The sequence below is a fragment of the Methylopila sp. Yamaguchi genome (assembly GCF_002897035.1).
Classification (GTDB): domain Bacteria; phylum Pseudomonadota; class Alphaproteobacteria; order Rhizobiales; family Methylopilaceae; genus Methylopila.
The window spans coordinates 127,842-147,277 of the sequence record NZ_BAUX01000001.1 but is presented as its reverse complement, the minus strand read 5'-3'; the positions used below and the strand labels follow the sequence as shown (position 1 = coordinate 147,277).

The window sequence follows — 19,436 nt, the reverse complement described above, 5'->3', positions numbered from 1 at the left end:
CGATGAGCGACCTCACGATCCTTCTGGTCGACGATCATCCGGTCGTGCGCGCCGGCTACCGCAAGCTGATCGAGCTTCAGCCGGGCTACCGCGTCACCGGCGAGGCCGACAGCACGGCGGCGGCCTATCTCGCCTACCGCCGGGAGCCGGCCGACATCGTCGTCGTGGACCTCAGCATGCCGGGCTCGAGCGGGCTGGAGGCGATCCGGCGCATCCGCGCGGTCGACCGCAAGGCGAGGATCCTGGTCTTCACGATGCACGAGGGCCTGTCTTACGCGCTGAAGGCCTTCGAGGCGGGCGCGGCGGGCTACGTCACCAAAAGCAGCCCGCCCGAGGCGCTGATCGCCGCGATCGCGACCATCGCGGCCGGCGGCAAGGCCGTCAGCGACGACATCGCCCACGAGATCGCCGTCGAGCGGCTGTCGGGCCGCAAGTCGCCGCTGGACGCGCTCGGGCCGCGGGAGGTCGAGATCCTGCAGCTGATCGCTTCGGGCATGACGACCGACGAGATCGCGGACGCGCTCTCGCTCAGCCAGAAGACGATCCAGAACTACCATTCCGGCATCAAGGCGAAGCTCAACGCCCGCACGGACGCAAACCTCGTGTGGGTCGCGATCGACGCCGGCCTGCTCGAGATGCGCGCCGCGGGCGGCGGCCCGGCCTGACGACGGTCCTGTCGGTCTCCTGGGGCCTCAGGGCGCGCGCGACGTCGACTCCAGGCGCAGGAGCACTGTCCGAAGAGTCTCCACGCCCTCGTCCATCTGCTCCGCCGAGAACGCGCTGAAGCCGATGGTGAGGAGATCGTCGACCTCGGCTTCGCGTGCGAGGGCTGAGAGCGGCATCAGCTCCAGCCCCTCCTGGACCGCGGCGGCGGCCACCCGCCGCGCGCTCAGGCCCGGCCGCAGCCGGGCGACGATCTCCATGCCGGTGTCGGTCGGCTCCGGGGTCATCCAGTTGCCGAGCCGCCGGGCGAGGGCGTCGAGAAGATGCGCCTGCCGCTGGGCGTAGAGCTTGCGCATGCGGCGCACGTGGCTGGCGAAATGGCCCTCGCTCATAAAGCGTGCGACCAGCGCCTGCTCCAGCATCGGCGAGTAGCGGCCGGTCACCGAGCGGGCCGCGACGAAGGCCTCGACCAGCGCGTCCGGGACCACCGCGAAGCCAAGCCTGATCCCCGGAAACAGCGTCTTCGAGAAGGTGCCGAGGTAGATCACGCGGGCCTCGCGGTCGAGCGCGTGCAGGGCGGGCAGCGGACGGCCGGCGTAGCGGAACTCGGCGTCGTAGTCGTCCTCGAGGATCCAGGCGTCGGCGCGGCCCGCCCAGTCCAGCAGCGCCCGCCGGCGCTCCAGGCTGAGGCTCATGCCGAGCGGGAACTGCTTCGAGGGCGAGACATAGGCGAGCCGCGCGTCGGGCGCCCGCGCCACGCCGGCGGCGACGTCCAGTCCGTCGGCGTCGACCGGCACGGCCACGGGCCGGGCTCCCGCCGCGGTGACGGAGGCGTAGGCGCCGTCGTAGCCCGGATCCTCGCACCAGGCGGTCTCGCCCTCGGTCAGCAGGATGCGGCAGGCGAGGTCGACCGCGTGCTGGGCGCCGGCGAAGACCACGACGTTCTCCGGCCGGCAGACGAGGCCGCGGCCGAGCGTGACGTGCTCGACAATCGCCTCGCGCAGCGGGGCGTAGCCCTGCGGGTCGCCTTCGCCCATCAGCTCGCCGGCGAGCTCGGGGCTCATCTTGCGATAGATGTCGGCCGCGAGCTTCGCCCAGACCTGGACGGGGAAGGCGTCGACCGCCGGGAAGTTGGACCGGAACGGCACCGGCCGGCGCATGTGCCGGAGCGTGGCGGGAACGTCCGCGAAGCCTGCGCCGCAGGCGAAGGAGCGGTCGAGCGTGCCCGCCGCGCGCAGCGCCGGGTTGATGCGCGCCGGGGCGGGGGTCGCCGCCTTCGACGGCGGCTCCCGGGCGACGTAGGTGCCGGAGCCGCTCTGGCCCTCGAGGAAGCCCTCCGCCGTCAGGTGCTCGAACGCCAGCATGATGGTGTTGCGGGAGACGCCCAGAAACTGCGCAAGATCGCGCGTCGAGGGCAGCTTCTCGCCCGGCTTGATGGCGCCGGCGGCGATGCCGTCGATCAGCCGCTCGTAGAGCTGCCGGTGCAGCGGCGCGTCGGGCCGGCGTTCGAGGTCGAGACCGAGGGCGTCGAGCAGAGGCAAGGCGGCATCCGGGCGAAGGGTCGCGTGACGCCGACCGAACGCAAGATTCGCGCCGCGGGTCCGTCGGCGGTCAGACCGCGGCGCGCTCCCGTTCCGGCCGATGGCCGAAGGTGGCGAGCCCGGTGCGCATCAGGACGAACATCACCGCCAGCACGCAGAGCACCACGAGGTTCACGCAGGTCGCGAGCGCGTAGAGCTCCGGCTTGACGCCGTAGCGCAGCGCGCCCCAGGCGACCGACGGCAGGGTGGGCGTGGCGCCCAGCAGGTAGAACGAGATCTCGAGGTTGTTGAACGCCATGATGAAGGTGACGATGAAGGCGCCCAGCAGCCCCGGCCAGATCAGCGGAAGGGTCACCTCGAAGAAGGTCCGCGCGGGCGTCGCGCCGAACACCATGGCGGCGTCGTCGAGCCGCCAGTCGTAGCGGTAGAGCTGCGTCGCCATGATCAGCAGGGCGTAGGAGAAGCAGTGCACGACGTTGGCGAGCACCGCGGAGCCGAGGTTGCCCTGCAACCCGAGGAACAGCCCGCTGAAGATCAGCGACGAGATGCCGAGCAGCACCTCGGCCACGAACAGCGGCGCGATGAAGAGGGCGAGGAACAGGGTCGTCTTCCGGCCCGCGTGCCGCATCAGCCCGATGGTGGCGGCGCCGGCGAGCGCGGTGGAGAGCGTCGCCACCAGCACGCCCAGCAGCAGGCTGTTGCCGAGCGCGGTCTGGTAGAGCGAGTTGCCGAGCAGCCGGGACATGGTCGCGAACGACCAGTGCGGCGGATAGGGGAAGCTCGAGTTCCGCGAAAGGCTCGCGAGCCCGATGTGCACGATCGGCAGGTAGAGGAAGAGGTACGAGACGACGACGGCGGCGATCAGCGCGATCTTGCCCGGACGAAACCGCATCAGCCCCTCCCGAAGCCCGTGAAGCCGGTGCGGCGCAGGTCGACCGTGCGGAACGCCACGAACACCGCGGCGATCGAGAGCGCGAACAGCACCACGCCCATGGCGGCGCCGAGCGCCCAGGTGCCGCTCTCGCCGAACTGCTGCGCCATCGCCATGCCGTAGAGCGTGCCGTTGGGGCCGCCGAGGAAGCGCGGGGCGAGCGTCGCCGAGAGGCAGGGGATGAAGCAGAGCGCGAAGCCGATCAGCGTGCCGAACAGGTTGAGCGGCCAGGCGATTTCGAAGAAGGCGCGCGCCGGGCTCGCGCCGAAGATCTTGGCGGCGTCGAGCAGGCGCTGGTCGAAGTTCAGCAGCGACAGGTAGATCACCGTCACCACGATCGGCAGGTAGAGGTAGACGAGGCCGATCGCGCTCGCGACGTTGGTGTACATGATGGCGCGCAGCGGCGCGGCCCCCAGCGACATCAGCACGCCGTTGACGAGGCCCACCGGTCCGAGCAGCCCCTGCAGCGCGATCACCCGCAGCACCTCGCCGGTGAGGAACGGCACCGCGAAGCCCAGCGTCAGCAGCAGCTTGTAGCGCCCGCCGTAGAGCGTGATGCCGTAGGCGACCGGCCAGGCGATGGCGGTGCAGATCACCGAGACCGCGGTCGCCATCGCAATCGAGCGGAGGAGGAAGGTGGCGTAGGCGCCGTCGGTCGCCAGCACCCAGTAGTTCCTGAGGTTCCAGTCCTGCACGATGTGGTAGTTCTCGGTCCGCCAGACGCTGAGCACGAGCATCGACAGCAACGGCAGGACGAACAGCGCGACCAGGAAGACGGTCGGGACGCCGAGCGTCAGCCAGGGGGCGAGGCGGGTCCTCACGCGGCGGCCTCCTTCTCGGGGAACACGTCGACGTCGGCCGGGTCCCAATGCGCGACCACGGCGTCGCCGGCGGAGAACTCCACTTCCGCGCGGGGCCGGCTCGCGATCATCTCGCCGGCCGCCCAGGTCAGGACGTACTCGGCGTAGGCGCCGCGCAGGATGACGTGCTTCACCGTCGCCGCCAGCGCGTTCGCGCCGAGGGCGCGGAGCGTCTCCGGCGTCCGGAGCCGGATCTTCTCGTTCTTCACATAGGCCGCGACCGCCGCGCCGTCCTTGAGCTCCGGCCGGTCGGCGGTCGCGAGCGCGACGGCGCCGGCGTCGATCGCCGCGGTCGCGCCCTCGCGCTTCAGCACGCCGACGAAGCGGTTCGAGCGCCCGACGAACTGTGCGATGAAGGCGGTCTTCGGCCGGTCGTAGATCTCGGCGCGCGGCGCGAAATCCTCGATCCGGCCGTTCCGCACCACCGCGATCCGGTCGCTCATGGAGAGCGCCTCTTCCTGGTTGTGCGTGACGTAGATGAAGGGGATGCCGAGCGCCGTCTGGTGCTTGCGGATCTCGACCTCCATCTCCTGCCGCAGCTCGCGGTCGAGGTTGGCGAGCGGCTCGTCGAGCAGCAGCGCCTTCGGCCGGCCGACGAGCCCGCGGCCGAGCGCGACGCGCTGCTGCTGGCCGCCGGAGAGCTGGTTGGGGTAGCGGCCTTCGAGCCCGCGCAGCGAGAGGATGCCGAGCACCCAGTCGATGCGCTCGTCGGCCTCGGTCTTCGGCAGCTTCAGCATGCGCAGCGGGAAGGCGAGGTTTTCGCGCACGGTCCGGTGCGGGAACAGCAGGAACTCCTGGAACACCATCGCGACGCCCCGCTTGTGCGGCGGCAGATCGGTGACGTCCTCGCCGCCGATCAGCACGCGGCCGTTGGTCGGCTTCTCCAGCCCGGCGATGATGCGCAGCAGGGTGGTCTTGCCGGAGCCGCTGGGGCCCAGCAGCGAGACGAACTCGTTCTTCTCGATCGCCATCGCCACGCGGTCGACGGCCCAGGCGGCGCCGTACTGCTTCGAGACGCCGTCGAGGGAGATGTAGGACACGCGCTGGGAACTCCTGCGGACGACGCGGATCGGAAAGAAGCTCGCGCGCCGGCGTTCGTGGGCGAGACGGACGCCGGCGCGCCGCTTGAGCGCGCGCGGCCCGAGAAGGAGCCGCGCACGCTCGAAGGGCTCAGGCGGCCTGCATGCGCGACCAGACCCGCTCCCACTTCTCCGTCGAGGACGGCTGGTCGAACATGTACATGTCCGACAGCTCCTCGGTGCGGTCCATGAGGTAGAGCTTCTGCTCCTCGGGCGTCGCGATCGAGCGGATGTCGATGGTGGTCGAGGCGCCGCCGATCAGCGCCTGCTGCTTCATGATCTCGGGCGCGAGCATCATGTCCATGAACTGCTCGCACAGCGTGAGCATGGGGCCGTCGGCGACGCCGGACGTCACGAGCCAGGTGTCGACCCAGCCGAGGCCGCCTTCCTTCGGGATGAGCTGGTGGGCGAAGTCGGCGTCGATCTCGCCCTTGGCCTTCTTGGCGAGGAGCACGCGGTAGGACTGGGCGAACTCCGGCGCCGCGGCGATCGCGCCGCTCTCCAGCAGCTGCTGAAGCGTGTTGTTGTCGTTGTAGCGGGTGAGCAGCAGCTTCTTCTGCTCGATCAGCAGCTTCTCGACGCCGGCCAGCTCTTCGTCGCTGAGGACGTAGGGGTTGAACGGCTTGCCGTCCGGGCGCGGCTTGTCCTTGGTGCCCATGCGGGTCGCGACAAGGATGCCGGCGAGCGCGATGTTCTCCTCGAAGCGCGCGCTGGTGGCGAGCCGGCCGGAGAACTCCGGATCGAACAGGCACTCGATGCTCTGGACCTTCTCCTTCGGCATCATCGCGGTGTTGTAGGTCGTGCCGTAGCTGCCCCAGCACCAGGTGACGCCGAAGTGCTTGCCAGTGGCCTCGTCGGTCAGCAGCTTGAAGCGGTCCGGCTTGAAGACCGGGAAGACCTTGGCCGTGTTCGGGATCTTGGCGTAGTCGATCGCCCGGATCAGCTTCTCGCGGTAGTACAGCCCCGGCCAGAAGCCGTCGGCCTGCACCAGGTCGAAGTCCCGCGTGCCGCCGACGCGCAGCTTGTTGTAGGCCTCGGAGTTGCCGTCGAAGAACGTCGGCGAGAACTTGACGTTGTGCTTGTCCTCGAAGGCCTTGATGACCTCGGGAATGGCGTAGACCTCCCACATCAGGGCGCGCAGCGTGGTCGGCGCGGCGGAGGCCGGGCGGACGTAGGGCGTCGCCAGCGCGGCGGCGGCGCCGGCGGCGATCGTCTTCAGCGCCTTGCGGCGGTCGAAGCCCGCGGGCGAGGCCGCAGACCCAAGCGGTAGGCTGTCGTTCGTCGTCATGGCCAAGCCCTTGTCACGAGGGGTGTGAGCGTCTGAGCCTGCCTTGGTCGTTTCCCCGATTTTTTAGCGCGGGCCTCGGCCGCAGGCGGCAGCCGGGCCCGCTTCGCAGTCCGGTCCGTTCAGGCCGCGGCCTTGAACGGGTTCTCGGCGTCGTCGTAGTTGACCGGCGTCATGTGCCAGCCCTCCACATGCTTCCGCCAATAGGTGTCCTTGAGCTTCTGGCTGATCGGCCCCGGCCGGTCGTTGCCGTAGATCCGGTCGTTGACGCGCGAGCAGGGCATGACGCCGCCGGCGGTGGTGGCCGTGAACACCTCGTCGGCGTCCATCAGGTCCTCAAAGGTGATCGGGCCGATGACCGGCTCCAGCCCCAGCTCCGGGCAGAGGTCGAGCACGGACAGGCGGGTGACGCCCTCGAGCGCGCCGCGGTCCGGCGTGATCACCTTGTCGCCCTTGACGATGAAGACGTTGAAGCCGGCGCCCTCGGTCAGGTAGCCCTCCTGGTCGAGCAGGATGGCCGTGTCGAAGCCCTTGTCCTTCGCCTCGAACATGCCGCGGGTGAAGTCGCGCCACATGTAGTTCTTGAGCGTCGGATCGAGCGACTTCGGCGAGATGCGCGGCACGGAGGCGACCAGCAGATGCGCGCCGCGCTCCTGCACCTCGGGCTTGATCACGTCGACCCACGGCACCGCGTAGGCGATGAAGGTGTTGTCGCAGTCCATCGGGTCGCGCGAGCCGTAGACGCGCGGGATGCCGCGGGTCGACAGCATGGCGACGAAGGCGCGCTTCAGGCCGGAGAGGGCCACCACCTTGCCGAGAATCTCGCGCATCTCGTCGCGGGTCACGCCCGGGTCGAGCCGATAGCCGGCGAGCGACTTGTGGAAGCGGGTGAGGTGGTCTTCGAGGCGGAAGAAGGCGCCGTCGGTGACGTGCACGACGTCGTAGGTGACGTCGGAATGGGTGAAGCCCCAGTCGCCGACCGGGATCTTGGCCTCCGCGATCGGCACGTAGACGCCGTTCATGTAGGCGGCGCCCATCGAGAAGTCCGGCGCAGTGTCGCTCATGTGGTTCGCTCCTGAAAGCGGGATCGCTCGCGTTCGGACGCCACGTTCGCGCCCAAGCGGCCCAGCCAAAAGCGCCGCTTCGACAAGAAACGACAGGGCCACTTTTCAGGCATGCCTGTTTTTGCGGCTTCGCTCATACCACGGCCACCCAGGCGCGCGCGACGTCGAGGCCGACGCGGTCGGCGACGGGGCCGAGCGCCGCCGCCTGGGCTGGGTAGGCCTCCGCGAAGGCCGGGGCGTCGCGGTCGAGCATGCCGCGGTAGGAGCCGATCCACTCCGCGACGAGCGTCGTGTCGGCCTCGAAGTGGAACTGGACGCCATAGACCGCGCGCCCGAGCCGGAACGCCTGGTTGGGCGTCTGCAGGGAGACGGCGAGATGCGCCGCGCCGGGCGGAAGCTCGAAGCTGTCGCTGTGCCAGTGGAACAGCGGCGCGCGCTCGCCAAGCGTCGCGATGACAGGATCGGCGCGACCGGCGTCGGTCGTCGTGACGTCGCTCCAGCCGATCTCGATCGGCCGGCCGATCAGGTTCCGGCCGCCATGGCCGCGGGCGACGATCTGCGCGCCGAGGCAGATGCCGAGCACCGCCTTGTCGGCGGCGCCGAAGCGCGCTGTGAGCTGCGCGAGGGGCCACAGATAGGGATGGGTCTCGTCCGCCAGAGCGTTCTGGGCGCCGCCCAGCACCACCAATCCGTCGTAGCCGTCGTCGTCCGAGGGCAGCGGGTCGCCGTCCTGCATGCGGCGGAGGTCCACGGCCGCGCCGGCCTCGTCGAGCGCCCGGCCCACGAGCCCCAAGTGGGTGCCGGCGTAGTTCTCGACCGCGAGCACCCGCATCACGACGCCCCTGCGGCGCGCGCGGCGACCACCTCGACCCCGGCCGCGACCAGCGCGTCGGCGATCGGCCCCGCGGGGACCGCGTCCGTGACGATGCGGCTGACCGCCTCCAGCGGCGCGACGACGAAGGGCGCGTTGCGGTCGAACTTCGACGCGTCGGCGAGCACGGTGACGGCGCGCGCCTGGGCGACCATCGCACGGGCGATCTCGGCCTCGCGGGCGTCGTAGTCGAGCACGCCCGCATCATGGACGGCGCCGACGGTCAGCACCGCGTGGACTGCGTGGAAGCGGCGGATCTGGTCGATCGCCATGGCGCCGAGGCATTCGGCGCCGCCGTCGCGGTACTCGCCGCCGAGCAGGAAAGCTTGGGCGTCCTCGCCGCGGGAGGCGAGGGCTGCGATCGCCGCCGAATTGGTGATGACGGTGAGCCCGCGCGCCCGGGACAGCTCCTCGGCGAACAGCAGCGTGGTGGTGCCGGTGTCCACGAACAGCGTGTCGCCCGGCCGGAACAGTCCAACTGCCGCGCGCGCGATCGCGCGCTTGGCGGCGGCGTTCTCGGCGAGCCGCGCCTGGAACGGGCCTTCCCGGTCAGGCTCATACAGGCTTGGGCCCGGCAGCGTGGCGCCGCCGTGCAGCTTGCGGAGCCGGCCTTGCCCGTCGAGTTCGGCGAGGTCGCGGCGGATGGTCTCGCGGGAGGCGTCGAGCGCGTCGGCGAGAGCGTCGACCGACACCCTCTCCCGCTCCAGCACCATCGCCACGATCCGCTCGCGCCGCTCGTCCGGCCTCATGCCGCGCCTCTCTCCTGCGATGTACGAACGGTCATTCAAGTTGACCGAACAGTCAAGTTGAGAGTTTCATGTTGTGGAAACGCGCCCGCGGGGGCGAAGCGGGAGCAGCGGAAGCCGGATGGCCATCGCGGACGTCGCGATCATCGGAGCGGGGGCAGTCGGCTGCGCGATGGCCCGGCGCTTCGCGCTCGAAGGCGCGAAGGTGCTGGTGCTGGAGCGCGGCGCCGATCTGCTGTCGGGCGCGAGCAAGGCCAACAGCGCCATCCTGCACACTGGCTTCGACGCGCCGACGGGGAGCCTCGAGCACGCCTGCGTGCAGGCTGGCTACGCCGAGTACATGGCGATCCGCGACGGCCTCAACCTGCCGGTGCTGGAGACCGGCGCCATGGTGGTCGCCTGGTCCGCGGCGGAGCAGGCGGCGCTCGACGGCGTCGAGGCGCAGGCGCTGGCGAACGGCGTCGAGGACGTGCGGCGGTTGAGCGCCGCCGAGATCCGGGCGCGGGAGCCGCATCTCGGCCACGGGGCGCGCGAAGCCCTGCTCGTGCCGCGCGAACACGTCATCGACCCTTGGTCGCCGTTCCTCGCCTATCTCCTGCAGGCGAAGGCGCTCGGCGCGGAGATCCTGTTTGGCGGCGACGTCGCCTCGGCGCGGTTCGAGGGCGAGCAATGGGCGCTCCAGACCCCCCGGGGGCGGCGCCGCGCCCGCGTCGTGATCAACTGCGCAGGGCTCTACGGCGACCTCGTCGATCGCCGTCTGCTGGGCGCGAGCGCCTTCGAGATCCGTCCGCGTAAGGGCCAGTTCGTGGTGTTCGACAAGGCCGCCGCCAGCCTGCTGCGCACCATCGTGCTGCCGGTGCCGACCGAGCGCACCAAGGGGGTCGTGCTCTGCCGCACCGCGTTCGGCAACGTGCTGGTGGGGCCGACCGCCGAGGAGCAGCAGGACCGCGACGGCGCGGCGACCGACGAGGCCGCGCCGAGGGCGCTGATCGCGCGCGCGGTCGAGATGCTGCCGGCGCTCGAAGGCATGCCCGTCACCGCGACCTACGCGGGGCTACGCCCAGCAACCGAAGAGAAGGGCTACCGGATCGCGGCCACGCCGGACCGCAACTGGATCACGGTGGGCGGCATTCGCTCCACCGGCATGACGGCGGCGCTCGGGATCGCCCGCCATGTCTACGGCCTCTATGAGGGCATGGGCCGCTCTCATGCGCCCGCCGCCGCGCCCGAGATCGAGCCCATGCCGAACCTCGCCGAGCATCGCCCGAGGGATTGGAGCGAGGCCGGCCACGGCGGCGTCGTCTGCCACTGCGAACTCGTCACGCGGCGCGAGATCGAGCGTGCGCTGACCGGTCCGCTGCCGGCGGGCGACTTTGGGGGCTTGAGGCGCCGCACCCGCTGCGCCATGGGCCGCTGCCAGGGCTTCCACTGCCTCGCGCGCCTCGCGGCCCTGACCGAGGGCCGCTTCAGCGCGCCGCTCGCGACCCCTCCCGAGGCCGCGTGAGCGCCCCGGTCATCGACGTCGAGGTCGAGGCGCTGGTCGTCGGCGCCGGCCCTGCAGGGCTTGGCCTCGCGACGCGGCTGAAGGCCTCGGGCGTCGCGTCGGTGCTGGTCGTCGACCGCGAGGCGGGCGCCGGCGGCAACCCGCGCCACTGCGGCCACCCGCCGTTCGGCCTGCGCGAGTTCGGCCGTGTGCTGACGGGGCCGGCCTACGCCCGGCGATTGGCGGAGCGCGCGGTCCGCGCAGGCGTCGCGTTCAGGCTCGCGACCAACGTGGTGGAGATCGCCCGCGAGGGCGCGGCGATCGTCGTCACGACCACCGGCGACGACGGCGTCCGCCGCATCGCGGCGCGGCGGCTCGCGCTCGCGACCGGCGTGCGCGAGACCCCGCGGGCGGCCCGCCTGGTCTCGGGCGAGCGGCCGCTCGGCGTGCTCACCACAGGCGCGCTGCAGGCTTTCGTGTACCTGCATGGCGTCGCGCCGTTCCGCCGTCCCCTGGTGGTCGGCACGGAGCTCGTCGCGCTGTCGAGCCTGCTCACCTGCCGAAAGATCGGCGCGGCGCCCGTCGCCATGGTGGAGGAGCAGGCCGGGCCGCAGTGCTGGCCCCCGTTCATGGCGCTGCCGCGCCTCCTCGGCGTTCCGCTCCGTTACGGCGCCAAGGTCGTCGACATCGTAGGGGGCCCGCGGGTGCGGCGGGCCACGCTCGCCCATGCCGACGGCGCGAGCTCGGAGGTCGCCTGCGACGGCGTTCTGTTCACCGGCCGTTTCACGCCGGAGGCGAGCCTCGCCCGCGCCGCAGGCCTGACCATGGATCCCGAGCGCGGGCGGCCCGTCCTCGACGCCTTCGGCCGGACGAGCGATCCGCGGATCTTCGCGGCCAGCGTGCTCGACCGCAGCGTCGAGACCGCGGGCTGGTGCTGGTCGCGCGGGCGGGCGATCGCGGATCACGTGGCGGCCGACCTCGCCGGCCGGCTTCCTCCGCCGTAACGTGGCCCCCATGCGGATCGCGGCGATCGACCAGGGCACCACCTCCACCCGCGCGCTTGTGGTCGACGCGAGCGACGGAACAGCGGTGATCGCGCACGCGGTGCGCCATGCGCAGAGCCATCCCGCCCCCGGCTGGGTGGAGCACGACGCCGAGGAGCTGCTCGCCAACGTCCGCGCCTGCGTCGCGGCGGCCGGTCCCGTCGACGCGCTGGCGCTCGCGAACCAGGGCGAGAGCTGCCTCGCCTGGGACGCCCTCACGGGCGAGGCGCTGTCGCCGGTGATCGTGTGGCAGGACAACCGCACCGCCGACGCGATCGCCGGACTGGCGGACCACGCCGCGCTGGTCGAGACCCGCGCCGGTCTTCCCCTCGACGCCTATTTCTCCGCCTCCAAGCTCGGCTGGCTGCTCCGCCATCTCCCGCGCGTCCAGGCCGCGCGCAACGCCGGACGGCTGCGGCTCGGCACGACCGACGCCTTCTTCCTCGACCGGCTCGCCGGCCTGTTCGCGACCGACGCCGCCACCGCCTCGCGCACGTCCCTCATGGGTCTCGCGACCGGCCGCTGGGACCCGGAGCTCTGCGCCCTGTTTGGCGTTCCTCTCGACTGCCTGCCGGAGATCCGCCCCACCGTCGGCGGCTTCGGCCGGATCGAAGGGGTCCCGGTGGTCGCCTCCGTCGTGGACCAGCAGGCGGCGCTCTACGGACACGGTTGTCGCGCGCCGGGCGACGCCAAGATCACCTTCGGCACGGGCGCCTTCGCGCTGGCGGTGACCGGCGGCGAGATCGTGCGGGCGGCGGGGGAGGGGCTGCTGCCGACCGTCGCCTGGGCGATCGGCAAGGCGACGACCTACGCCGTGGACGGCGGCGTCTACGACGCGGGCTCCGCCGTCGAATGGGCGATGCGCATCGGGATCGTCGACGATGTCTCTCAGCTCGACGGCTTCGCGGAGCCGCCCGCGATCGACCGCGGGCTCGTCTTCGTCCCCGCGCTGTCGGGCCTCGCCTGCCCGCATTGGGATCGCTCGGCCGCCGCGCTGTTCCTCGGTATGTCGGCAGCCACCACCCGCGCCGATCTCCGCCAGGCGCTGCTGGAGGGGATCGCGCTCCGGACCGCCGAAGTGGTCGCAACGATCGGTGCGCGCGTCCCCCTCGCGCCCGCAATATCCATCGACGGCGGCCTCAGCCGCAGCGGCTACTTCGCGCAGTTCCTCGCAGACAGCCTCGGGCGCGAGGTTGTGGTCGGCGCGTTCGACGAGCGGACCGCCTTCGGGGCGGCGGCGCTCGCCGCCTCCGCCTTCGGGATCGACCTCGCGGTCCCCGCCGAGGCCCGCCGCCACGCGCTGCGCGGGAGCGAGACGCGGGAGGCCCGCCGCGCGCGCTTCGCCGAGGCGGTCGCACGGACCCGAGGCTGGCGCGCCGTGTGAGGCGGGTTAGGGATCGAAGCACGCGCGCCCTGAGCGCGACCTTCAATCCCCGCAGCGCCAGGCCCATATGGCGAAGACCCCCGCCTCCGCACCGTCAGGACCCCTGTGACGCTCAGCATCCCGTTCGACAACAGCTACGCCCGCCTGCCCGACGCGTTTCACCGCCGCACGCCGCCGACGCCGGTGGCCGCGCCGCGCCTCGTCGCGCTGAACCGGGAGCTCGCCGACGAGCTGGGCCTCGACCCCAAGACGCTCTCGGGGGAAGCGGCGGCGCAGGCCTTCGCCGGCAACGCCGTACTCCCAGGCTCCGATCCGATCGCGGCCGCCTACGCCGGCCACCAGTTCGGCCAGTTCGTGCCGCAGCTCGGCGACGGCCGGGCGATCCTGCTCGGCGAGGTCGTGGACCGCGCCGGCCTCCGCCGCGACATCCAGCTCAAGGGTTCGGGCCCGACGCCGTTCTCGCGCAACGGCGACGGGCGGGCGGCGCTCGGGCCGGTGCTGCGGGAGTACCTCGTCAGCGAGGCGATGGCCGCGCTCGGCGTGCCGACCACGCGCGCGCTCGCCGCGGTGACGACCGGCGAGGCGGTGCATCGGGAGCGCAAGCTGCCGGGCGCCGTGCTGACGCGCGTGGCCGCGAGCCACATCCGCGTGGGCACCTTCCAGTTTTTCGCCGCCCGGCGGAACCTTGAGGCGTTGACCGCGCTCGTCGACCACGTCGTCGCTCGGCACTATCCCGAGAGCGCCGCGCGGCCCGACCGGGCGCTCGCGCTGCTCGAGGGCGTCGTCGCGCGCCAGGCGGCCCTCGTCGCGCAATGGATGCACGTCGGCTTCGTGCACGGCGTCATGAACACCGACAACTGCTCGGTCGCGGGCGAGACCATCGACTACGGCCCCTGCGCCTTTCTGGACGCCTACGATCCCAAGGCGGTGTTCAGCTCGATCGACCGCCATGGCCGCTACGCCTTCGCCAACCAGCCCGCGATCGCGCACTGGAACCTGACGCGGCTGGCTGAATGCCTGTTGCCGCTGATCTCCGAGGACGAGCAGCGCGCCATCGCCGAGGCGACCGAGGCGCTCGACCGCTTCGCCCCCGCCTTTGAGGCCGCCTATTTCGACGGCTACCGCCGGAAGCTCGGCCTGCGGACGGAGGAGGAGGGCGACGCGGAGCTGGTCCAGGACCTACTCGACCGCATGGCGGAGGGCCTGGCGGACTACACCTTGACCTTCCGCAGGCTCGGAGCGGTCGCGGAGGGCGAGCCTGCGCCGGCGGCCCGCGAGCTGTTCGTCGATCCGACGGCGTTCGACGCCTGGGCGGAGCGCTACCGCGCGCGGCTCGCGCGCGAGCCTGACGAGGCGGGCGCGCGCCGCCGGCGGATGGCCCGCGCGAACCCCGCTCTCATCCCCCGCAACCATCTTGTGGAGGCCGCGCTCGCCGCAGCGGTCGAGGACGGCGACTTCGCGCCCTTCGACGCCCTTCAGGAGGCCCTGTCCGACCCCTACGCTCCCGAGGCCGACGCCTCGCCCTACGCGGTCGCGCCGCCGGTCCCGGAGACGCCTTACAGGACGTTTTGCGGCACCTGAGCGAGCGCGAAGGCGGACAGGGGGCGGCTCTTCGGCTAGGAAGCCGGGGCTTCCACATTCGAACCCGACGGAGATGGGCCGATGTCGCCTGCCGAGTACCGAGACGCGCTGGCCGAAGTGGGGCTCTCGCTGTCGAGCGCGAGCAAGTTCTTCCAGACCGACGAGCGCACCACCCGGCGCTGGGCTGCGGACGACAACGGCAAGGACGTGCCCCGCGCCGTGGCCATCACCCTGAGACTGATGGCGAAATACAAGCTGACGGCGGCCGACGTCACGGCGCTGATGAACGAGGCCGAAGACGGGGCCGACGCCACGGCTTGAATGACGCCGGCGGCCGCGCAGGAGCGGTCGCCGGCGGGCGGTCGGCGATCAGCGCCAGTCGTTGCGACGCTCGCGCCGGTCCTCTTGACGCTCGCGCCGCTCGCGGCGGCGGTCCTGGGCGTCTTCGCGCCGGTCCCGCTCGATGCGGTGAGCGCGGCGGTCCGCGTCCCGGCGGGCCTGCCACTCGCGCCGGGCGCGGTAATCGTCCCGCCGCCCGCGGTAGTCCTCGCCCACCACGATGGTGCTGCGCTCGTAGCCGTACCCGCCGCCGTAGCCGCGCCGTTCGCCGTTGCAGCCGGCGAGCGCCAGAGCGCAGGCGCCGACGGCGAGCAAGATCATCGGTTTCATCGGTCGTTCTCCCACTGCGTCCATCGGCCTGAGACCGACGGACGGTTCGCGACGCCGTGACCGCGCGCCCGTCCCCAGGCTAAGGGCGCGGACGCCGTCCGGCGCGCGTTCGAATCCCGCGCGTCGCGCGGGGTCCCGTCTTACCCCATCCCAGGCGATCTGGCTCAGACGGGTCCGCCGATGCGTCGCATGCGCGCGGAAAACGTAAAATAGTTTGACAAATTGCCGACGCGCTCCAACATACGGCCCGTAACGCCACCGCTGAGGAGCGACACATGGCTGATGAGACGACGCCCGCGACGGACGAGAAGAAGACCGCCGCGCGCGAGGCGAAGCGGGCCGCGCGGGTGGCCGCCGGCGCCGAGGCGAAGACCGCAAAGCGCGAGGCCGCGAAGGCCGCCCGCGTCGCCGCCAAGCGCAAGGAGCGTCGCGCCGCGAAGCCTAAGGCGGCCCCGGCTGCTGAGCCGGCTTGAGCTGAAGCCCGCCGCCACGATGGGAGGCCGCCCCGCCGGCGGCTTCCCACGACCTCCGCGCGCAAGCCCCGGCCAATATTGCGCTGCGGTATGTTGACTCCCCGTCCGGCTTTTTCCACACTCCTCGCCAGATGCTGAGGGGTGCGGCATGAACGATTTCGAGAGCGATTTCGGAGATCGGGAGACGACTTCCGACGACTCGGGCTGGGACTTCCGCTCGTTGAGATGCGAGCCCGCCGCGGCGCACCGCGTCGCCGAGCAGGAACGGCGCGAGGTCAACGAGGGCCGGCAGCGCTGCCTGCGCACCGCCCAGCAGGAGCGTCGCTGAGCCGGCGGCCGCTCCGCCCACGCCCGCAAGCCGCCCCCTCGGGCGGCTTTTTCATGCGCCGGCCCCTGCCGCGGGCCCAAGCCTCCTCCGCCTTTGGTCACGAATTGCTCGCTTCGGACGATCGTCGCCCTAGCCTTGGACGGGCAGGGATGCGAACCGTTCCAACGTGCGCCGCAGCGCACCAAAGCGTATGAGTTGAGGAGCCAAGGCGGACATGAGCGATGGAGCGGCGGGTCTCCCCGAGCGGGAGGGCATGGACTTCGACGTGGTCGTGGTCGGCGGCGGCCCGGCGGGCCTCGCCACTGCGATCCGCCTGAAGCAGCTTGATCCCGAGCTCTCCGTCGTCCTGCTGGAAAAGGGCTCCGAGGTCGGCGCCCACATCCTCTCCGGCGCGGTGGTCGATCCGATCGGCCTCGACGCGCTGCTGCCGGACTGGCGCGAGGACGAGACCGCCTTCGCCAAGACCGAGGTCTCGGACGACCGCTTCCTCTATCTCACCGAGAAGGGCGCGATCCGCCTGCCGAGCTTCGGCATGCCGAAGATCCTGTCGAACCACGGCGCCTTCGTGGTCTCGCTCGGCGACGTCACGCGCTGGCTGAGCGCGCAGGCTGAGGCGCTCGGCGTCGAGATCTACCCCGGCTTCGCGGCGAACGAGATCCTGTTCGACGCCTCAGGCGCCGTCACCGGCGTCGCGACGGGCGACATGGGCGTCGCGAAATCCGGCGAGCCCGGCCCGAACTACACCCGCGGCATGGAGCTGCGCGGCAAATACGTGATCTTCGCGGAGGGCGCCCGCGGCCAGCTCTCGAAGCAGCTTATCAACCGCTTCAAGCTCGACGCCGCGTCCGAGCCGCAGAAATTTGGGCTTGGCCTGAAGGAGCTGTGGCAGGTCGCGCCGGAGAAGCACAAGCCCGGCCTCGTCCAGCACTCCTTCGGCTGGCCGCTCGACGACAGGACCGGCGGCGGCTCGTTCCTCTACCACTTCGGCGACGGCCTGGTCTCCGTCGGCTTCGTGGTGCACCTCAACTACGAAAACCCCTACCTCTCGCCCTTCGACGAGTTCCAGCGCTTCAAGACGCACCCGGCGATCCGCGAGACCTTCGAAGGCGGCAAACGTCTCTCCTACGGCGCCCGCGCCATCACCGAAGGCGGCTTCCAGTCCGTGCCGAAGCTCAGCTTCCCCGGCGGCGCGCTGGTGGGCTGCGCGGCTGGCTTCGTGAACGTCCCCCGCATCAAGGGCAGCCACAACGCCATCCTGTCGGGAAAGCTCTGCGCCGAGCATCTGGTGGAGGCGCTGAAAGCCGGCCGCGCCCAGGACGAGCTCGCGACTTACGACGCCGCCTGGCGCGACAGCGCGATCGGCAAGGATCTCAAGCCCGTCCGAAACGTCAAACCGCTGTGGTCGAAGTTCGGCACCCGCCTCGGCGTGATGCTCGGCGGCCTCTCCATGTGGGCGGAGCAGTTTGGGCTCTCGCTGTTCGGCACGCTGCCCCACGGCAAGCCGGACTACGCCGCGACCGGCGAGGCCAGGAACTTTTCGCCCATCGCCTACCCCAAGCCCGACGGCAAGATCAGCTTCGACAAGCTGTCCTCGGTGTTCCTGTCCAACACCAACCACGAGGAGGACCAGCCCCCGCACCTCAAGGTGAAGGACATGACGCTTCAGAAGACCTCGGAGCACGACGTCTTCGCGGGGCTGTCGCAGCGCTACTGCCCGGCCGGCGTCTACGAATGGGTGGAGGAGGGCGCCGACGCCCCGCGCTACCAGATCAACGCCCAGAACTGCGTGCACTGCAAGACGTGCGACATCAAGGACCCGAACCAGAACATCGTCTGGGTCGCGCCGGAAGGCGCGGGCGGGCCGAATTATTCGGGCATGTGAGGATCTAAGCCTAATCCAAAGAAGCAAGCTTCCTCAGATATGAAATTGACCATTTAGCTTGACCGATTGCGTTAAGCTTAGTGTGCGCATCTTCGCCCTTGCACATTCCGTTTGTTGTCAAATCGTATATCACCATCACGCATACAAGCGCTTCTACTGTCGGCCCAACTGTTGGGAGCGTGGAGGCGGGAGGGAGCCCGCCATGCGCAGATATTGTTCTTAACTTGAGCGTGTGCTTCAAAACGATGTCAAATTCACTTCTATTTATAAACCTACGTACGGCTTTTCCAAGTTGCTTTAATTTGCTTGGAAGGCTTTGATGCTCGAGGAGTTTCAAAATTCCACGGACACGGTCTTCAATTTGCAGCAGCCCTCGTTCTTTAGCTGCCGACACCGCTCCGGCAATCACGTACTTCAAATCCTCGGGATCGATCGCAGATGACGCCGGTTTGAGTTCATCGAGTGACTCTATAGCGGAACAAAGCCGAACAATATCTGCGATATCAGTACGTTTCTCCATTCTAGAAATCACGAAATCAATAGCGACGCGAAATTCCTTCCGCGTATACTCTTTTAAGATCCAAGACTTCATAATATCAGTTAAACTTTCTCGATCGCTCCACTGGTTAAGAGGGATGTTGCCAGGATGAAGTCCAAATCTGCGGGTTGATATAGCGGGCTTTTCAACTGCGATGTTCGGCAAGTAAAACGAAGCTTGCTTTCTCCATTCCAAGCGGGGTCCCCGGGCACTCATCCCCTCAAAATACAAATCAGACAACGAAATCTGCGAAAAGAATCTTTTCCATTCCCACATCCGTTGAAGGGCGGTGTCTATGTTTACGCTTTTGTCAAACAAAACAGACAGAATGGGATAGTGATTAACGTTTATTATCCCGGGATTGCCGCCCGAATTCTGCATACCGCTAGCAATTGAGTAAGTCGTGTCGCCCACTCTAAATTTTATATTACTTCCGGATTTATGAACAACATAAATAAACTCGGGCCGAAAAAATCGTTCACCATCGCGCGCGTTGCCATCCCGCATGAGGTTACGAAGCGTTTCGGTATTTTTATTTCCAAATTTGTACAGAAATCGACTTTCGACGTGACGGTACCAGAAAAAAAATTCGGCGTAATAGATGCGCGCCGAAATCTCCTTTATTAAAAAGTTCTTCCCCAGACCATTTGCATCAAAAACCATCGTTTTTGGAAAAATATGATGCTCTGCATAGCTTAGGTCATGCGTAAAACTCCGTTGATTCATGGTGAGAGCGTTATGCAGTAAGATCCTTGAGCCGTTCGATCCGATCAAGCTAAGATCGAACCAGCCATTTTCATCAACGTCAAAAAATTTTTGATCTGGAGAAGTAAGAGTAATCAACGTATTTAATTTATCAAGATAAATATGACCAGTAGATGTCGGATTTTCATCAACTCTGACAGGCAGGCGGCTATGATTTCCTTCTAGTTCCAAAAATGTTTTCATGCTGATTTATCGATTGGCGTAAGCAAAGCGAAATTATGCTCGGTTTTACCTAAGTCGATTAAGGTCG

19 protein-coding genes are annotated in these 19,436 nt (G+C 69.1%); 9 read left to right on the top strand and 10 right to left on the bottom strand.

The window, feature by feature from the left end; translation table 11 throughout:
• Positions 1–2: 2 nt before the first annotated feature.
• Positions 3–665, top strand: coding sequence for a response regulator (locus tag METY_RS00705; protein ID WP_103119478.1), 663 nt, complete (start codon positions 3–5; stop codon positions 663–665).
• A gap of 27 nt (positions 666–692) precedes the next feature.
• Here METY_RS00705 and pdxR read toward each other — a convergent pair whose 3' ends face one another.
• The 8 genes from pdxR to METY_RS00665 all read right to left on the bottom strand — a co-directional run bounded on the left by pdxR (position 693) and on the right by METY_RS00665 (position 9,043).
• A complete protein-coding gene (gene pdxR / locus METY_RS00700; protein WP_103119477.1) occupies positions 693–2,204 on the bottom strand; it encodes a MocR-like pyridoxine biosynthesis transcription factor PdxR in 1,512 nt (503 codons plus the stop codon).
• Between the two features lie 70 nt (positions 2,205–2,274).
• A complete protein-coding gene (locus tag METY_RS00695) occupies positions 2,275–3,096 on the bottom strand; it encodes an ABC transporter permease (RefSeq protein ID WP_103119476.1) in 822 nt (273 codons plus the stop codon).
• A complete protein-coding gene (locus METY_RS00690; protein ID WP_103119475.1) occupies positions 3,096–3,956 on the bottom strand; it encodes an ABC transporter permease in 861 nt (286 codons plus the stop codon). Before METY_RS00690 ends, METY_RS00695 begins: the two co-directional genes overlap by 1 nt.
• Positions 3,953–5,035 (bottom strand): ABC transporter ATP-binding protein, encoded by a 1,083-nt coding sequence (locus tag METY_RS00685; RefSeq protein WP_103119474.1) that lies wholly within the window; start codon positions 5,033–5,035, stop codon positions 3,953–3,955. The genes METY_RS00690 and METY_RS00685 overlap by 4 nt, the downstream gene beginning before the upstream one ends.
• Positions 5,036–5,165: 130 nt before the next feature.
• Positions 5,166–6,362, bottom strand: coding sequence for an ABC transporter substrate-binding protein (locus tag METY_RS00680; RefSeq protein WP_103119473.1), 1,197 nt, complete (start codon positions 6,360–6,362; stop codon positions 5,166–5,168).
• Positions 6,363–6,481: 119 nt separating this feature from the next.
• Entirely contained in the window at positions 6,482–7,423 is a 942-nt protein-coding gene (locus METY_RS00675; protein WP_103119472.1) for an aminotransferase class IV, read from the bottom strand.
• A 133-nt stretch (positions 7,424–7,556) separates the two neighbouring features.
• Positions 7,557–8,255 (bottom strand): type 1 glutamine amidotransferase, encoded by a 699-nt coding sequence (locus METY_RS00670; RefSeq protein WP_103119471.1) that lies wholly within the window; start codon positions 8,253–8,255, stop codon positions 7,557–7,559.
• Positions 8,255–9,043 (bottom strand): DeoR/GlpR family DNA-binding transcription regulator, encoded by a 789-nt coding sequence (locus METY_RS00665; RefSeq protein WP_103119470.1) that lies wholly within the window; start codon positions 9,041–9,043, stop codon positions 8,255–8,257. The genes METY_RS00670 and METY_RS00665 overlap by 1 nt, the downstream gene beginning before the upstream one ends.
• A gap of 118 nt (positions 9,044–9,161) precedes the next feature.
• Here METY_RS00665 and METY_RS00660 point away from each other — a divergent pair, with 118 nt between their 5' ends.
• From METY_RS00660 to METY_RS00640, 5 genes are all read left to right on the top strand, one after another.
• Positions 9,162–10,544, top strand: a complete 1,383-nt coding sequence (locus METY_RS00660) for an NAD(P)/FAD-dependent oxidoreductase (protein WP_103119469.1) — start codon at positions 9,162–9,164, stop codon at positions 10,542–10,544.
• Positions 10,541–11,527, top strand: a complete 987-nt coding sequence (locus tag METY_RS00655) for an NAD(P)/FAD-dependent oxidoreductase (protein ID WP_103119468.1) — start codon at positions 10,541–10,543, stop codon at positions 11,525–11,527. The genes METY_RS00660 and METY_RS00655 overlap by 4 nt, the downstream gene beginning before the upstream one ends.
• 10 nt (positions 11,528–11,537) lie before the next feature.
• Complete coding sequence (locus METY_RS00650) at positions 11,538–12,950, top strand: FGGY family carbohydrate kinase (protein ID WP_103119747.1); 1,413 nt, start codon at positions 11,538–11,540, stop codon at positions 12,948–12,950.
• A gap of 105 nt (positions 12,951–13,055) precedes the next feature.
• Positions 13,056–14,531 (top strand): protein adenylyltransferase SelO, encoded by a 1,476-nt coding sequence (locus METY_RS00645; protein WP_103119467.1) that lies wholly within the window; start codon positions 13,056–13,058, stop codon positions 14,529–14,531.
• Positions 14,532–14,612: 81 nt separating this feature from the next.
• Positions 14,613–14,852, top strand: coding sequence for a hypothetical protein (locus METY_RS00640; protein WP_103119466.1), 240 nt, complete (start codon positions 14,613–14,615; stop codon positions 14,850–14,852).
• A 48-nt stretch (positions 14,853–14,900) separates the two neighbouring features.
• Here METY_RS00640 and METY_RS00635 read toward each other — a convergent pair whose 3' ends face one another.
• A complete protein-coding gene (locus tag METY_RS00635) occupies positions 14,901–15,200 on the bottom strand; it encodes a hypothetical protein (protein ID WP_103119465.1) in 300 nt (99 codons plus the stop codon).
• Positions 15,201–15,475: 275 nt separating this feature from the next.
• On the opposite strand from METY_RS00635, the gene METY_RS00630 reads away from it, so the two are divergent.
• The 3 genes from METY_RS00630 to METY_RS00620 all read left to right on the top strand — a co-directional run bounded on the left by METY_RS00630 (position 15,476) and on the right by METY_RS00620 (position 17,883).
• Complete coding sequence (locus METY_RS00630; RefSeq protein WP_160147278.1) at positions 15,476–15,673, top strand: hypothetical protein; 198 nt, start codon at positions 15,476–15,478, stop codon at positions 15,671–15,673.
• Between the two features lie 148 nt (positions 15,674–15,821).
• Entirely contained in the window at positions 15,822–16,001 is a 180-nt protein-coding gene (locus METY_RS00625) for a hypothetical protein (RefSeq protein WP_103119463.1), read from the top strand.
• A 214-nt stretch (positions 16,002–16,215) separates the two neighbouring features.
• Complete coding sequence (locus tag METY_RS00620) at positions 16,216–17,883, top strand: electron transfer flavoprotein-ubiquinone oxidoreductase (RefSeq protein ID WP_103119462.1); 1,668 nt, start codon at positions 16,216–16,218, stop codon at positions 17,881–17,883.
• A 10-nt stretch (positions 17,884–17,893) separates the two neighbouring features.
• Here METY_RS00620 and METY_RS20740 read toward each other — a convergent pair whose 3' ends face one another.
• Positions 17,894–19,369 carry a hypothetical protein gene (locus METY_RS20740; protein ID WP_146035632.1) on the bottom strand — a complete coding sequence of 492 codons (1,476 nt, stop codon included), beginning with the start codon at positions 19,367–19,369 and terminating at the stop codon, positions 17,894–17,896.
• Positions 19,370–19,436 lie beyond the last annotated feature (67 nt).

Coding starts and splice junctions, on each gene's coding strand:
- METY_RS00705 (WP_103119478.1), top strand. CDS start 3: ATGAGCGACCTCACGATCCTTCTGGTCGACGATCATCCGGTCGTGCGC.
- METY_RS00695 (WP_103119476.1), bottom strand. CDS start 3,096: ATGCGGTTTCGTCCGGGCAAGATCGCGCTGATCGCCGCCGTCGTCGTC.
- METY_RS00680 (WP_103119473.1), bottom strand. CDS start 6,362: ATGACGACGAACGACAGCCTACCGCTTGGGTCTGCGGCCTCGCCCGCG.
- METY_RS00675 (WP_103119472.1), bottom strand. CDS start 7,423: ATGAGCGACACTGCGCCGGACTTCTCGATGGGCGCCGCCTACATGAAC.
- METY_RS00670 (WP_103119471.1), bottom strand. CDS start 8,255: ATGCGGGTGCTCGCGGTCGAGAACTACGCCGGCACCCACTTGGGGCTC.
- METY_RS00665 (WP_103119470.1), bottom strand. CDS start 9,043: ATGAGGCCGGACGAGCGGCGCGAGCGGATCGTGGCGATGGTGCTGGAG.
- METY_RS00660 (WP_103119469.1), top strand. CDS start 9,162: ATGGCCATCGCGGACGTCGCGATCATCGGAGCGGGGGCAGTCGGCTGC.
- METY_RS00650 (WP_103119747.1), top strand. CDS start 11,538: ATGCGGATCGCGGCGATCGACCAGGGCACCACCTCCACCCGCGCGCTT.
- METY_RS00640 (WP_103119466.1), top strand. CDS start 14,613: ATGTCGCCTGCCGAGTACCGAGACGCGCTGGCCGAAGTGGGGCTCTCG.
- METY_RS00635 (WP_103119465.1), bottom strand. CDS start 15,200: ATGAAACCGATGATCTTGCTCGCCGTCGGCGCCTGCGCTCTGGCGCTC.
- METY_RS00630 (WP_160147278.1), top strand. CDS start 15,476: ATGGCTGATGAGACGACGCCCGCGACGGACGAGAAGAAGACCGCCGCG.
- METY_RS00625 (WP_103119463.1), top strand. CDS start 15,822: ATGAACGATTTCGAGAGCGATTTCGGAGATCGGGAGACGACTTCCGAC.
- METY_RS00620 (WP_103119462.1), top strand. CDS start 16,216: ATGAGCGATGGAGCGGCGGGTCTCCCCGAGCGGGAGGGCATGGACTTC.
- METY_RS20740 (WP_146035632.1), bottom strand. CDS start 19,369: ATGAAAACATTTTTGGAACTAGAAGGAAATCATAGCCGCCTGCCTGTC.